Here is a 13,342-nt window from a genome sequence, read left to right as displayed (position 1 = left end):
GGAACCACCGAATGCGCCGGCGATCCTGGATCGCAGCGCCCGTGCAGGCGAGGCGGCAGGGCTGGATCGCTCCGTCGCGGCAGCTGGCCGCGCATGGCTGCGACCACTTTGCAGATCGAATTGTCCGAGCAGCTCATTCAGGGCCGTCACCTCCTTGGCAAGGCTGTAGCTTGCCGCGGTGGATTCCTCGACCATGGCGGCATTCTGCTGTGTTCCCTGATCGATGCTGTTGACCGCCGTGCTGATCTCCTGCAGGCCGGTCGCCTGCTCGCGGGCGGCCTCGACGATCGCCCGCACGTTGCGGTCGATGTCTTCGACCTCCTTGACGATCTGCTGCAGCGAGTGCCCTGTCTTGGTAACGAGATCGACGCCGCTGTCGACCTGCTGTCCGGATGTGGAAATCAGCGCCTTGATCTCCTTGGCGGCCGTGGCGGAGCGCTGTGCCAACTCACGGACTTCCTGGGCGACGACGGCAAAGCCCTTGCCCGCTTCTCCCGCCCGCGCCGCCTCGACGCCCGCATTGAGCGCCAGCAGGTTCGTCTGGAAGGCGATATCGTCGATGACACCGATGATATTGCTGATTTCGCCCGAGGATTTCGAGATTGCCTCCATGGCGGCAATCGCTTCCTGCATGACTTCCCCGGATTTTTCGGCGCCGATGCGCGCGCGTCCGACCAGCGAGCTTGCTTCCTCGGCGCGCCGGGTGGAATCCTTGACGGTCGTGGTGATCTCCTCGAGTGCGGCCGCCGTCTCCTCGACGGAGGCTGCCTGTTGCTCGGTGCGCTTGGAAAGATCATCGGCTGCAGACCGGATCTGGCTGGCGCCGGCGGCAATGGCCTGACCTCCCTGGCCAACGGAGCGCAGCGTTTCCTCCAGCTTCGCCATCGAGGCATTGAAATCGGCCCTCAGACGGTCGAGGTGATCAACGAAGGGCTGCTCGATGCGATAGACCAGATTGCCGTTCGAAAGCTCGGCCAGACCGCTTGCCAGGCCATCGACGGCAAATTGCGTGTCCGCCGCATCCTTGGCCTTCTGCGCTTCGCGCTCCAGCCTTTCCTTCTCGGAGAGGCTGCGATTGGCGCTCGCCTCCTGTTCCAGTCTTATCCGCTCGATGGCATGGTCGCGGAAGATGGAGACGGCAGCAGCCATCTGGCCGACTTCGTCCTTGCGGCCAATGCCGGCGATCTGCTCATCGGTCTTGCCGTCCGCAAGCGATACCATGCGTGCCCGCAGCCGTTCGATCGGGGCGGCAATCCCGCGCGCCGAGACAAAGGCCGCGATTACGACCGCAGCCGCGAAAAGAACGCCAAGCGCGATCAGAGCATTTGTAATGGTGCTGCTCGTATGTTCCGCCAGCATGTCGCTCTTGTTGTTGAGGGACTTGTTGAACGCGTCGAGCCACTGACGAATGGAAACGACCTCGTCATTGATCATCGGATCCACCTGCTTCAAAAGCGTGGCGGCAGTATTGTTATCATCGACCAGACCGGCTTTCACGGCTTGATCCGTAAGGACGATGATATCATTGGCCCTTGCGGCCAGCTTTTCCACGGCATCCGTTTCAGCCGGAATCAACCGCTTAACGTTCGCGAAACGCTGCAGAAGAACTTGCTTGTTCTCCTGATAATTGTTGGAGAACGCCGCCATTTCCGGATCCTTGGCTTTATATTGCAGGATCTGATACGCGTTGTAACTCATGGCGGTCAGGCGCTGGCTGGCCCTCGACATCTCCACCGCCGCCGTCTCGTCCTTGTCGATAAAATTCGAGTAGGTGGCAACCGTGTCCCTATATTGATTCGATACGACAAGGACACCTGCGATCCCGATCAGACAGATCGGAATGATGATGGAGAGCACCTTCGTGCGGATCTTGGCGTTCTGAAGAAATGACATGGTGGCTCATTGGTTTTTAGCGAGCTGGCAGCTGCCCACACGATGAAAATGGATATAGGCCGGCGATTGTCTGCTCTGAAGGTCGGGAACATCGCAGGTAAGGAGCATTCTGCTCGTCGCATTTGGCGCTGCTATGCTAATGAAGTCAGATATGTCTGAGAAAATAATTAACGATAACCAGAGTTGCGCAATTTTTATTAAATAATTCAAAGATTTGATCGGTAACTACAAATTGCATGATGCAAAAATATTTGCAAATCAACAGTAGATTCCCGGCCTCAGCAAAGTGTATCTGCGTGCAACATACCGCATAGAAATGGCAGACTTGCGTAGAAATGCAGTTTTTGATTGCCGCTATTGCGCAAGGAAGCGAATAAACTGCAACCGCCGCCTTACATTAGCGCATGCGTTATGATCTTTCACCCAAGGTCGCCTTGGCGGGCATGATGCATAAGAACGTCCATAGGATGGATTTTTTCATATCCCAGCCTGCATGCGAAGCCTTCCGACCCGCCTCCCGTGGATCAGGATCAATATGGCTCGCTTCTATGAAAACCTGTGTTCCTTGCCGGTCAAAGGCGTGGCGAACAAAGCCTCGCCGATCTGGATCGGCCGATCGCCGTCGGTGCGTGCGACAAGCGATATCAGTTCGGGGACATCAAGATGAACGACCGTATCGGCGCCGAGCCGCTCGATATGGCGCACTCGCCCCTGCCATTTTCCTTCCGTTGCGGAAAGTGCGACATGTTCCGGCCGGATTCCGTAGGTCCCGCACCCCTCCCTGGCAGCGACGTCGCCTTCAAACAGGTTCATCTTCGGCGATCCGATGAAGCCCGCGACGAAAGGCGTGGCCGGGTTATGGTAAAGACCCATCGGTGTTCCGATCTGTTCGATCCGGCCACCGTTAAGCACGACGATCTTGTCTGCCATCGTCATTGCCTCGACCTGATCATGGGTGACATAGATCATCGTTGCTCCGAGCTTGGCATGGAGTTCGGTCAGTTCCATTCGCATCTGCGACCGCAAGGATGCATCGAGATTGGAGAGAGGTTCGTCAAACAGGAAAACCTTTGGATTGCGAATGATTGCCCGGCCGATCGCGACACGTTGCCGCTGACCGCCGGAGAGCGCCTTCGGCTTTCGGTCCAGCAGATGCGACAGCTGGAGAATATCGGCAGTCTGCCGAACCTTTTCCTGAATCTCGGCCTTGGGGCGCTTGGCGAGCGAAAGGCCGAAGCCGATGTTTTCGCTGACCGTCAGATGCGGATAGAGCGCGTAGGACTGAAACACCATCGCGATACCGCGCTCCGAAGGCTCGGCGTCGGTCACATCCTTGCCGTCGATGGAGATCCTGCCCGAGGTTGAGGTTTCCAATCCTGCGATCATGCGCAGAAGAGTGGACTTTCCACAGCCGGAAGGGCCGACGAAGACGCAGAATTCCCCGGCTTCGACGGTCAGATCGACACCATTCATCACGGTCAAGCTGCCGAAGTCCTTGCGGATATTTTGAAGAACGACACTTGTCATGGTTCATCCTTTCACTGCGCCGGCCGTCATGCCTGCCACGATCTGCCTGTTGAAGAACACGAAGACGATGAGCGGCGGGATCGTTACCAATAGAATATTCATGAACAGAAGATTGTACTGCGTTTGAAACTGCCCCTGAAAATTATAGAGTGTCAGCTGTACCGTTACGTTTTCTCTGCCAGGCAGGTAATAAAGAGGGTTCGTGAAGTCGTTGAAGATGGCGATCGATTGCACGACGATGATGGTCACGGTCACGGGCTTCAGCAATGGCAGCACGACGCGAAAGAAGATCTGCAGCGGCTTTGCTCCATCGATGATCGCCGCCTCATCGAGATCTCGCGGTATCGTAGCAATGAAGCTACGAAACATGAGAACGGTAAAGGCAAGACCATAGGCAACCTGAATCAGTATCATTCCCGATATGGATTTGAAGAGGCCGATCGACTGCAGAACCCAGATGGTTGGCACAACGGCAGGCGGGATCATGAGACCAGCGAGAACGCAGCCGTATATGACACTATTCCAGCCGGATGGACGACGCTGCAAGATATAGCCAACCATGGCACCGAGCAGAACGAGGAGTGAAACGGCGGTGACGGTGATGATGGTCGAATTGAAATAGGCCAGCAGAAGCATATAATTGCGGGTTTGAATAACCTCGATGAAGTTCTGCAACAGGTGCCATTCCTGAGGCAGGGTAAAAGTCAGCGACGCAGCATCCTGCTTTGTCTTGGCAGCGGTTATGAAGATGAACAGGAAGGGCAAGACGAATATCAGGCCACAGGCAACCAGAGACGCCATGCCGATATAAAGCTGACGGCGGGTCAAAGATCCACCTCCCTGCGGTTAAACCAGGCTGTTATCGGTAGAATGATCGCGCCGATAAGGAGGAACAGAATGACATTACCGGCTGTCGACAAACCATAAAATCCGGCCTGATACTGCTTGTAGATGACGCTTGCCAGCACATCCGAGGAGAAACCGGGCCCGCCGCGCGTCATTGCCCAGATCAGGTCGAAGCTGCGCAGTCCACCGATCAACGACAAGGTCACGACGGTAATCGTCGCCGGTTTCACCAGCGGAACGGTGACACGGAAAAACATCTGGCGACGCGTCGCACCGTCGATCCTGGCGGCTTCATAGTAGTCGGGGCTGATCGAGGCGAGGCCGGCGATATAGATGACGGTTGCCAGGCCGATGCCTTTCCAGAGATCGACGAAGACAATCGAATAGAGTGCCAGTGCCGGATCCGTCAGCCAGCCAGGCCCGTGAATGCCCATGGCAGCGAGCGTGACATTGATCAGGCCGCGGGTCGGATGCATCAATACGGAAAACGTGATGCCGACGCCGATCGTCGATACGAGGACCGGAAAGAAGATCACGGTGCGCAGCAGGCTCTGCGCCCAGATGCCCGAGGTCAAGAGAACTGCCAGCAGTAGACCCAGGATCGTCTTTGTAACGGAAGTCATCACCGCATAGATGATCGTGTTGATCAGGCCCTGGATCAGAAAAGGTTCCCGGAAGAACTGGCGATAATTGTCCAGGCCGATGAACTGGGTGGTGAAGAGATCCCAGCGCGTCAGGCTGAACCAGAAGGAGGCTACGGTCGGCACCAGAAAGAGAACCGTGAATATCACGGCCGCCGGCAGGACGAACCAATAGGGATAGGGTGATTTGCGTGTGGCCATGGAGCTACTTTGGATCCCCCACCCGGGCTGCTGCCGGGCGGGGGAACGGCTGGGAGGTTACCAGTTGGGCAGTCCAAGTTGCTTGGCCTGCTTTTCGACATCCTGATCATAGAGAGCCGCGGCGTCCTTGGCGGAGCGGATTCCGGTCCCGACCTCAACTGTGATCTGCTCGAGGGCTGGTCCCTTGATCGGCGACAGGAACTCCAATGCCGGAGTTGCGTGTCCGTCTGTCTCGAAATAGGGCAGCATGTCGGCGACGACGGGCGGAATGTCCTTCGGCAGTTCGCATCCCTTGACGAGATAGGGACCGGAGGGAACGGCCTTGGCCATCAGCTCGCAGGCTTCCTTGGAGCCGACCCAGTCGACGAATTTCTTGGCCTCCTCGACATGCTCCGATTTCGCCGAGACATAGAGTGCGGCGGGCATCCAGACGGTGAGGCCGTTCTTGGCGGCATCTGTTCCGGGAAGCGCAAAGAAGCCAAGATCTTTCAGATTGTCCGGAAAATTCTGCTGTATGTTTCCGATACCGAAAGTGAGATTCGGATAGTGCGCGGCCTCACCCGTGGCGACCATGCGCATGCCGTCGTCGAAGGTTGCCGCGCCGAAATCGGCGTTGAAAAATCCACCTTTGGCGACCTCTTCCAGATGCTCGAACCCTCGCAAGGCGGTCGGCGTATTGGCGTATTTTTGCTTGTTGGCGGTGTAGTTGGCGGCAAAATCGGGGATCTCGGCCTGGACATTGTGGAAATCGGCGAGCACGAAAAGCTGAGACGTCCAGGTCGTGCCATAGGTCTGCGCGATCGCCACCTTGCCGGCCGCCTTGATCTTCTGGTTGTTGGCCATGAAATCCGCCCAGGTCTTGGGCGGCGTAAGGCCGAGCTCGGCATAGATCTTGCGATTATAGAAGATGCCGCCACCCATGGCCGGGCCGAACGGGATGCCGCGAACGTGGCCATCCGGGCCTGTGACGACCTTCTTGAAACTATCGAGAATTCCGGCTTCGGAGGCAAGGTCGCTGAGGTCTGCCATTGTCCGTTCCGGCTTCAAGGCCTGGAACAGTGAGCCGCTATTATACTGAAAAATATCGGCCATTTCGCCAGTCGCAAGGCGCGTCTTGATGATGTTGTCGCCTTCCGATCCGCCGGCACGCTGTTCGACATCGAAGCTCACATCCGGATGCTTTTCCATATAGGCCTTGGAGACGGCATCGAATGACGCGATGGATTCGGGATTGGTGTCAATCAGGACGCTGAGCGTCACGTCGGCATGCGCGACACCCGCCGCCAGCGACATTGAAATTGCGGCGAGGACGCACTTCATCATTCTCATAGTCATTTCCTCCTCCTGAAGACCGGAATGAATTGAGCTGCCTGCTTGCGGGACAAGGTGCCGCAAGCTGTCGTATCAGATGGCAAAGGTGATCGTATGTTCCCCCTTGGTCAGTTTGAGTTCCCTGCCTGGTTCGATCCCGACGCCATCCACCTTCAACGATTTTCGATTCTGTCCAGCTGCCAGGCGGGCCGTTATGCCTTCCGGCAGCAACAGACGGCATGTGACGGTTTCTCCCTTCACCGCCCATCCGGTCTCTATGCGTCCGAACCGCGTGTCATGCCAAGCCGAGACCGGCGACAGCGCCGGCAGGACGGTAAGGTCGAATGAGATTTCTTCGAAGCCCGGCGCGTCCTCCAGCGGCTTGATCCCGGCGACATCCTCGAAAAGCCATTGGCATACGGCTCCATAGGCATAGTGATTGTAGCTGTTCATGTCAGGATCGTAGATCGTGCCGTCCTCGGCAAGCGCATCCCATCGCTCCCATATCGATGTCGCGCCTTGATCAACCTGGTATAGCCAGCCTGGCACCTTGCGATTGAGGAACATCTTTTCGGCAAGGTCGTGCATGCCGAGCCGCGTAAGGGCCGGAAGCAGCGCGGGGGTTCCTATGAAGCCCGTGCCGATGACGCCGTCGGTTTCTTCGGACACGCGCCGGAAATAGGCACGGGCAGCCTCTTCATGCTCCGGTGGAACGAGGCCATATAGGAAGGCCAGCGCCCATGATGTCTGATCGTTATGTGCGATGCGGCCGGACGGTGTAAAGAACTCTGTCTTGAAGGCGTTCCGGATCTCTTCCGTCCGGATCTCCAGACGTTCCGCCTCTTGATCTTCGCCGAGAATGCGGGCGATCTTTGCCGTCAACTGGGTAGAAATGAAATGATAGAGGGTCGCAGCGCAATCATCCGCAACCGTAGGTCGCGGCTTACGATTGTCGCCAATGGGCTGCAGCCAGTCGCCGAAAGTAAAGCCATTCGCTCCCCAGACGGCCGGGGGGCGAATAATCGGCCCGTTGGAAATGCCCCATAGATAATCGAGCCAGTGCTGCATGGCCGGGAAGCATTCCCTGAGCACGGCGGCATCGCCATAATGGAGGTAAAGTTGCCAGGGGATGATGACGATGGCGTCCCCCCAGCCGGTCGATCCGGCCCAGTCGCCACGGCTATCGATCGGGTGAAGCCGTGTCGGGTCCGGCGAAAAATGCGGGATTGCTCCATTGGCGCGTTGATCATGCATGACATCGCGGAGGAATTTCCGCAGGAAGGATTGGCTGTCCGCCAGCCAGCACGCCGTCCCGGCGAAGACCTGCGCATCGCCGGTCCAGCCCAATCGTTCATCGCGCTGCGGGCAGTCCGTCGGCACCTCGATGAAGTTGGAGCGCTGCGACCAGATGGTGTTTTCGACGAGGCGATTGACCGCCGCGACGCCACAGTTGAAACCGCCGGCCGCCACGGGAACGGATGAGATCGGGATCATGGCGATGCTGACCAGTTCCGCTTGGCCGGTGATGCTGACGCGCGCATAGCGGAAGCCCATGAAGGTGAAGAGCGGCGCGTAGACCTCTTCCCCTTCGCCGGCGAGCGTATAGATCAGCTCGGCGCGCGCGCTGCGATAGTTGCGATTGTCGAAAAATCTCCCCGGGCCGAGCACTTCGGAATGTTCGATGCGGAGGCTGGCACCTTCCTCGCCTTTCACGCGGATGCGGATATAGGCGCCGGCATTCTGGCCAAAATCATAGACGCTGCTGCCGTCGTCCTCGATCCAGCTGTCGATCGGTGTGTGCTCGGGGAGTTCCTTGACGGGGTTTGTCTCGTGTGGAACGAGCAACCCCTTGTCAAAGGCGAGAACGTCAACGCCATGGCTGTCGTGCGGTACGATGCGGGCGTCGTAATCCTCTCCATAATAGATGCCGTTGCGGGTGACCGGCGTGAAACCGCTCTTCCAGCTATCGTCGGTCTTCAAGAGCAGCCGGCCGTCGGCATTCAGCTCCGCAATTACCGCCGCCCGTTCGCCCCAGCAATTGAAGACCGGGTTAAGCGCCCACATCAGCTGGCTGCGGTACCATCCGTCCCCGAGCCAGATCTCGATGCGGTTCTCGCCAATGCGCAGATACTCAGTAACGTCGTAGATCTGATATGCGATCCGATCATCATAACAGGTCCAGCCCGGCGTGAGCAGATCGTCGCCCACGCGCCGGCCGTTGACGAAAGCGCGATAGAGCCCCAGCGCAGAAATACGCAGCGTCGCTTCGGTTGGCAGCTTTTCCAGCGTGAATTGCCGGGAGACGAATGTCCCTGCGGTTCCCTGGCCGGCATCGCAGGCCGGCGCGATCATCGATGCAGCAAATTGGAGTGCGGAATCGACACGGGTCTTGGCCACGGCTGCGCCGTGGTCTGAGCGAATTGTCATTGCATGCCTCCTCAGCCGCCTGTCCTCCGGCGGGATACGATTTTGTGTATCGTTCTATGTATATCATTCTACACAATCGATTGCGGCGCAAGAGTTTTGTGCCTATAATTTGCCCGGATCGGGGAATGAGACAGTTTATGATGAAAAATCAGATCGTTAACGCGGCGCAGGAGAGGGTGACCATCCGGCATGTGGCAGAAGATGCAGGTGTATCTGTTGCGGCGGTATCGAAAGTCTTGCGCAATGCTTATGGCGTCAGCGACAGCCTGAGGGGCAGGGTTGAAGCCTCGATCGAAAAGCTTCGCTATCGCCCATCGGTTGCCGCGCGAGCGATGCGTGGGCGGACGCAGACCATCGGTGTTCTGGTGATCGAACTATCGAACCCGTTCCTTCCGGGCGTCATCGAAGAGGCCAATGCCGCTCTGTCGGAAAATGGCTTCAAGGCGTTGATCGGCATTGGGCGTTCCGCGAGCTCGATCGAAGCGTCAATGATCGAATCGATGATCGACAATCGCATGGATGGGGTCGTGATCATCGCCCCGCGTATATCCGGTAAGATTCTGGAGCGCTATGCGCGGCAGATTCCGATCGTCGTCATCGCGCATCACGAGCCGCATGCCGAAACGTATGACACCGTCAATTCGGACGATCGGCGTGGCGGATATCTGGCTGTCGAGGCAGCCCTGCACGCAGGCTATCGGGATATCGCCATGCTGAGCTATGATCTCCTGGATTCGCCGGCGACTATCGTCGCCCTGCAGCGCGAGGAGGGTTACCTCGACGCCATGAAGCAGGCCGGGCTCAAGGGACGCATCATCCGGCTGCCGCCGGTCGCTGTCGATCGCCAGCGGGCGATCCGGAATTTCCTCGATTCAAAGGACCGGCCGCGCGCAGTTTTCGTATGGTCCGATCTCGATGCCGTCCCCTTGATCAATGCAGCGCGGACAAGCGCAATTCGGGTTCCTGAAGATCTTGCGATCATCGGCTACGACAATTCCCCGATGGCCGCCATACCGCTCGTCGGCCTGACGAGCGTCGATCAAAATCAGATGCAGCTCGGGCGGACGGCTGCGGAGGTGCTGCTCAGCAGGATCGATGGCCGGCGTGACGCGAGACATCTGCTGATCGAACCCCGCGTGGAATTGCGCGGCAGCACTTGACGTGTGATACGGACGAAAAGGTAGAAAGATGGGCCTGGCCGGATAGCTGGGTGATGTTTTCAAAGGCAGACCGGGAAAATGCTGGTACCGGCAATTGAGCCTAAGATTTTTCTTGAGCCCAATTGCCGGTTTGCCTGCCGATTTTGGCCAGCTCGACTTACCGTTCGTTCTTTCAGAACTTATAGCTTGCGCCGACAAGGACCTTGTTCTGAGTGGCGCCGAAATCCCCGATCGCCGACCCGAAATCCTTGTTTCCGAAATCGGAATAGCGGTATTCGCCACGAACGATGACATTATCCGTGAAGGCATGCTCGATGCCGCCGCCGGCCGTCCAGCCGATCAGAATATCGTCCTTTTTCCCGACGCCGGGGGCGTCAACCTTGCCGCCAGCGGCAGCGAGACCGGCTGTCGCAAAGAGCAGCGTGCGGTCCAGGGCGTAACCGACGCGAGCGCGGCCCGACGCATCCCATTCGAGATCCGCTTCCTTCTTGTCTTTGAAGTTGTAGTTGAAATCGTTTTCGATACCGTAGACGATGTTGCCGGATTGGAAATTATATCCGGCATGAACGCCGGCCGTGCCGCCATCGAGATTGCGGTCGGTGCCCAGAACGGTTCCCTTGTTCCAGACATAACCGCCTTGTCCGCCGAGATAGAAGCCGGACCAGTCATAGGCGGAATAAGCCTGTTCGGCGGCTGGCGCGGAATGCTCGTAGGTAAGGTCGGCGGCGAGGGCCGGAACGGCCAGAAACGACGCCAGGGCGCCGACGACGAAAAGCTTGATATGCATAATGGCAGTGCCTCATGTTTTTGCACCAGCGGAAAGGCGTTCGCGTGTCGCATCGGCCCGGCTCATAGGGTGACTATGCCGTCCGCAAGATTGCTGTGTGTGCTTTCATGTTCAGTTTTGTTGCAGCGGCGAAAAGCACGGGAGGAATATCAAAAGGTGCAAGGTCGGCGGGTTGCCGGATCTGAAAATGAGGCCATGCGTCCACCGCATCCCAAGCCGCAAGATTTCGCAGGAAACATCCGGGTCCATGCGGTCAGCTGTCTTCCACCGCCCCCGAGCACAGGTTTGGCCGCGAAGCGAGGAAGTCGATGAAGGTTCGAACCTTCGCGGAAAGGTATTTCCTGCTGGGATAGACCGCATGCAGCGTGGCGTCGAATGTCACGGCTTTCGGCAGTACCATCTCCAATCGGCCATCGGAGATATCGCTTTGCGTCATCCACATCGGCAGGAAAACCAGCCCCATGCCCTCAAGTGCTGCCAGATGCAGCATGATCTCGTTTTCGCTTTGCATGACGGGACGGAAGTTCACCGTCTGAGTGCCGTCCTGCCCGGCGACGGCTATGCTGCCGTTCGCGTTCATGCCGCTATAGGCCAGCAGCGCGTGACCATTGAGATCAGCGAGCTCTCTCGGGCGACCTGTGCGTGACAGATAGGCCGGAGATCCGACGAGATGAAAAGCAACGCGCGTCAACGGTCGGGCGATGAGATTGGGATCGAGCCGCTCGGGGGAGGTCGCCCGCAGGGCGAGGTCGAAGCCTTCATCAACGAGATTGACGATCCGACCGCTGAGATCCATGTCGAAACGCACGTCGGGATAGCGCTGGTGGTATTCGGCGATCATCCGGGCGACAAGCGTGTTCGCTGCCCATACCGGTGCACTGAGTCGCAAGGTTCCACGCGGCATGACGGTGACGTTGCTGACGGCCGCTTCCACCTCGTCCAGTCCATCGAGCATCTGCCGGGCCTGATTGAAATAGAGCATGCCGCTTTCCGTCATGCTGACATGCCGGCTGGTTCGGTTCAGCAGCCGGGTTCCCAGCCGGTTCTCAAGATGCATCACGTGTTTGCTCGCCATTGCCGGCGAGAGGCCAAGCCGATCCGCGGCTGCCGTGAAGCTCTTGAACTCCGCGACCGCGCAAAAGACCCGCAAGCTCGTTAGCGTATCCATGGATCATCAACTCATAGGAAATGTTTCTTCAATGCAGGCTGCATTGATCAATAAATGAGAAAAGTTACTTTGGCCAGATCACACGGCCTAGTTCATCATTCTCTTCAGTCTCGAGTTGGATGACGAGTGCCCCGCTACAAGGATGAAACACGTGAACAAGCTTCGTCTTCCGACCTATTTCATCAGTCACGGCGGCGGCCCCTGGCCTTATATGAGCGGTGAATTCCGCAATAATTTCGACAAGCTCGAGCAATCTCTGATCGAGATGCGTGCCGAGCTGGGGAATACGGTCCGGGCGATCCTGGTTGTCTCCGGCCATTGGGAAGAGAAGGGCTTTTCCATATCGTCGGGCGCCCATCCCGGGATGGTTTACGACTATCATGGCTTTCCGGAGCATCTCTATCATATCAAATATGGCGCTCCGGGCGAACCCGAGCTTGCCAAGCGGGTACAGGCTTTGCTGCATGCGCGCGGGATCGAGGCAGGGCTCGATCCGACCCGCGGCTTCGACCACGGCACTTTCAGCATTCTGAAACCGCTGTATCCGGAGGAAAGCATTCCGGTCGTTCAACTGTCTCTGGATGCCGGCTACGATCCGGCCTTGCATCTCGAGGTTGGGCGTGCGCTGGCGCCGCTGCGCGATGAGGGCGTGCTGATCATCGGAAGCGGTCTCAGCTATCACAATCTGCCGGCGATGCGCGGGAAGGAGGGCTACGAACCGTCCCGCCAGTTCGACGCGTGGCTGCAACAGACACTGATCCATTCATCACCCTATGAGCGGGCAAAGCTCTTGCTCGAATGGGAGCAGGCCCCGTCCGCCCGCGCAGCACATCCGCGCGAGGATCACCTCATCCCGCTGATGGTGGCCGTCGGTGCCGCGAGGGACGAGCCCGGCGCCGTCACCTACCATCAGACTGACTTCGCCGGCGGGCTGACGGCATCCAGTTTCCGTTTCGGCGATGCACCCGAGCCGGCGACAATCGGTGGAGACGCAAAATGAGCGAGCCGTCGAAGCCGGTTGTCTACGTCAAGAGGAGTTGCCCGTTTTGTCTCAAAGTGAAGCTGTTCCTGCTGGAGGCCGGCTTGATGGAGACAGTTGCAATTCACGAGTTCGAACCGGGATCGCAGCAGGAGCATGACATACGCTCCGAACTTGCCGGGCGGCTCGACAAGGTGAGTTTTCCCGCCGCCTGGCTCGGAGCGGGTCGCTATATGACTGAATCGGACGCCATCATCGCGCTTCTTGCCGCCAGGGCAGGTCGCGATCCGGCCGATATGCCCGTGCTCACCAGTTACGTCGAAGGCGCCCTCAAGCCGATGATGGCGCTCTGGAAGGAAAATTTCGAGCTCAAAACCACTGCCGCCTGACGATTTCGGCGCC

General features: G+C 58.2%; 11 protein-coding genes. 3 read left to right on the top strand and 8 right to left on the bottom strand.

The features are described 5' to 3' along the window. From GA0061103_RS20475 to GA0061103_RS20450, 6 genes are all read right to left on the bottom strand, one after another. The coding region (locus GA0061103_RS20475; RefSeq protein WP_092714295.1) for a methyl-accepting chemotaxis protein at nucleotides 1-1,893 on the bottom strand (1,893 nt) is incomplete at its 3' end. 546 nt (nucleotides 1,894-2,439) lie between these two features. Next, a complete protein-coding gene (locus GA0061103_RS20470) occupies nucleotides 2,440-3,420 on the bottom strand; it encodes an ABC transporter ATP-binding protein (RefSeq protein ID WP_092714293.1) in 981 nt (326 codons plus the stop codon). Nucleotides 3,421-3,423: 3 nt separating this feature from the next. Then, entirely contained in the window at nucleotides 3,424-4,221 is a 798-nt protein-coding gene (locus tag GA0061103_RS20465) for a carbohydrate ABC transporter permease (protein WP_208603539.1), read from the bottom strand. A 23-nt stretch (nucleotides 4,222-4,244) separates the two neighbouring features. Further along, a complete protein-coding gene (locus GA0061103_RS20460) occupies nucleotides 4,245-5,108 on the bottom strand; it encodes a carbohydrate ABC transporter permease (protein WP_092714289.1) in 864 nt (287 codons plus the stop codon). A gap of 57 nt (nucleotides 5,109-5,165) precedes the next feature. Continuing rightward, entirely contained in the window at nucleotides 5,166-6,437 is a 1,272-nt protein-coding gene (locus tag GA0061103_RS20455) for an ABC transporter substrate-binding protein (protein ID WP_092714287.1), read from the bottom strand. A 75-nt stretch (nucleotides 6,438-6,512) separates the two neighbouring features. Next, the gene (locus GA0061103_RS20450; RefSeq protein ID WP_092714285.1) at nucleotides 6,513-8,846 is read right to left on the bottom strand and encodes an alpha-L-rhamnosidase; all 2,334 of its coding nucleotides are present in this window, start codon (nucleotides 8,844-8,846) and stop codon (nucleotides 6,513-6,515) included. Nucleotides 8,847-8,986: 140 nt separating this feature from the next. On the opposite strand from GA0061103_RS20450, the gene GA0061103_RS20445 reads away from it, so the two are divergent. Then, nucleotides 8,987-10,006, top strand: a complete 1,020-nt coding sequence (locus GA0061103_RS20445; RefSeq protein ID WP_092714452.1) for a LacI family DNA-binding transcriptional regulator — start codon at nucleotides 8,987-8,989, stop codon at nucleotides 10,004-10,006. Nucleotides 10,007-10,178: 172 nt separating this feature from the next. Here the strand turns inward: GA0061103_RS20445 and GA0061103_RS20440 are convergent, their stop codons facing one another. Together GA0061103_RS20440 and GA0061103_RS20435 are read right to left on the bottom strand one after the other, a co-directional pair. Further along, entirely contained in the window at nucleotides 10,179-10,793 is a 615-nt protein-coding gene (locus GA0061103_RS20440) for an outer membrane protein (protein WP_092714283.1), read from the bottom strand. A gap of 253 nt (nucleotides 10,794-11,046) precedes the next feature. Beyond that, entirely contained in the window at nucleotides 11,047-11,961 is a 915-nt protein-coding gene (locus GA0061103_RS20435) for a LysR family transcriptional regulator (protein WP_092714281.1), read from the bottom strand. A gap of 151 nt (nucleotides 11,962-12,112) precedes the next feature. On the opposite strand from GA0061103_RS20435, the gene GA0061103_RS20430 reads away from it, so the two are divergent. Together GA0061103_RS20430 and GA0061103_RS20425 are read left to right on the top strand one after the other, a co-directional pair. Next, a complete protein-coding gene (locus GA0061103_RS20430) occupies nucleotides 12,113-12,961 on the top strand; it encodes a DODA-type extradiol aromatic ring-opening family dioxygenase (protein ID WP_092714279.1) in 849 nt (282 codons plus the stop codon). Next, nucleotides 12,958-13,329, top strand: coding sequence for a glutathione S-transferase N-terminal domain-containing protein (locus GA0061103_RS20425; protein ID WP_092714278.1), 372 nt, complete (start codon nucleotides 12,958-12,960; stop codon nucleotides 13,327-13,329). Before GA0061103_RS20430 ends, GA0061103_RS20425 begins: the two co-directional genes overlap by 4 nt. Nucleotides 13,330-13,342 lie beyond the last annotated feature (13 nt).

The sequence above is a fragment of the Martinezella multihospitum genome, from assembly GCF_900094585.1.
GTDB classification, from domain to species: Bacteria; Pseudomonadota; Alphaproteobacteria; order Rhizobiales; family Rhizobiaceae; genus Rhizobium; species Rhizobium multihospitium.
This window is presented reverse-complemented; position numbering and strand designations above follow the sequence as displayed.

What these genes read in the sequence shown, in the direction of transcription:
- GA0061103_RS20470 (WP_092714293.1), bottom strand. Translation starts at nt 3,420, where the DNA reads ATGACAAGTGTCGTTCTTCAAAATATCCGCAAGGACTTCGGCAGCTTG.
- GA0061103_RS20450 (WP_092714285.1), bottom strand. Translation starts at nt 8,846, where the DNA reads ATGACAATTCGCTCAGACCACGGCGCAGCCGTGGCCAAGACCCGTGTC.
- GA0061103_RS20425 (WP_092714278.1), top strand. Translation starts at nt 12,958, where the DNA reads ATGAGCGAGCCGTCGAAGCCGGTTGTCTACGTCAAGAGGAGTTGCCCG.
- GA0061103_RS20455 (WP_092714287.1), bottom strand. Translation starts at nt 6,437, where the DNA reads ATGAGAATGATGAAGTGCGTCCTCGCCGCAATTTCAATGTCGCTGGCG.
- GA0061103_RS20445 (WP_092714452.1), top strand. Translation starts at nt 8,987, where the DNA reads ATGAAAAATCAGATCGTTAACGCGGCGCAGGAGAGGGTGACCATCCGG.
- GA0061103_RS20435 (WP_092714281.1), bottom strand. Translation starts at nt 11,961, where the DNA reads ATGGATACGCTAACGAGCTTGCGGGTCTTTTGCGCGGTCGCGGAGTTC.
- GA0061103_RS20460 (WP_092714289.1), bottom strand. Translation starts at nt 5,108, where the DNA reads ATGGCCACACGCAAATCACCCTATCCCTATTGGTTCGTCCTGCCGGCG.
- GA0061103_RS20440 (WP_092714283.1), bottom strand. Translation starts at nt 10,793, where the DNA reads ATGCATATCAAGCTTTTCGTCGTCGGCGCCCTGGCGTCGTTTCTGGCC.
- GA0061103_RS20465 (WP_208603539.1), bottom strand. Translation starts at nt 4,221, where the DNA reads ATGGCGTCTCTGGTTGCCTGTGGCCTGATATTCGTCTTGCCCTTCCTG.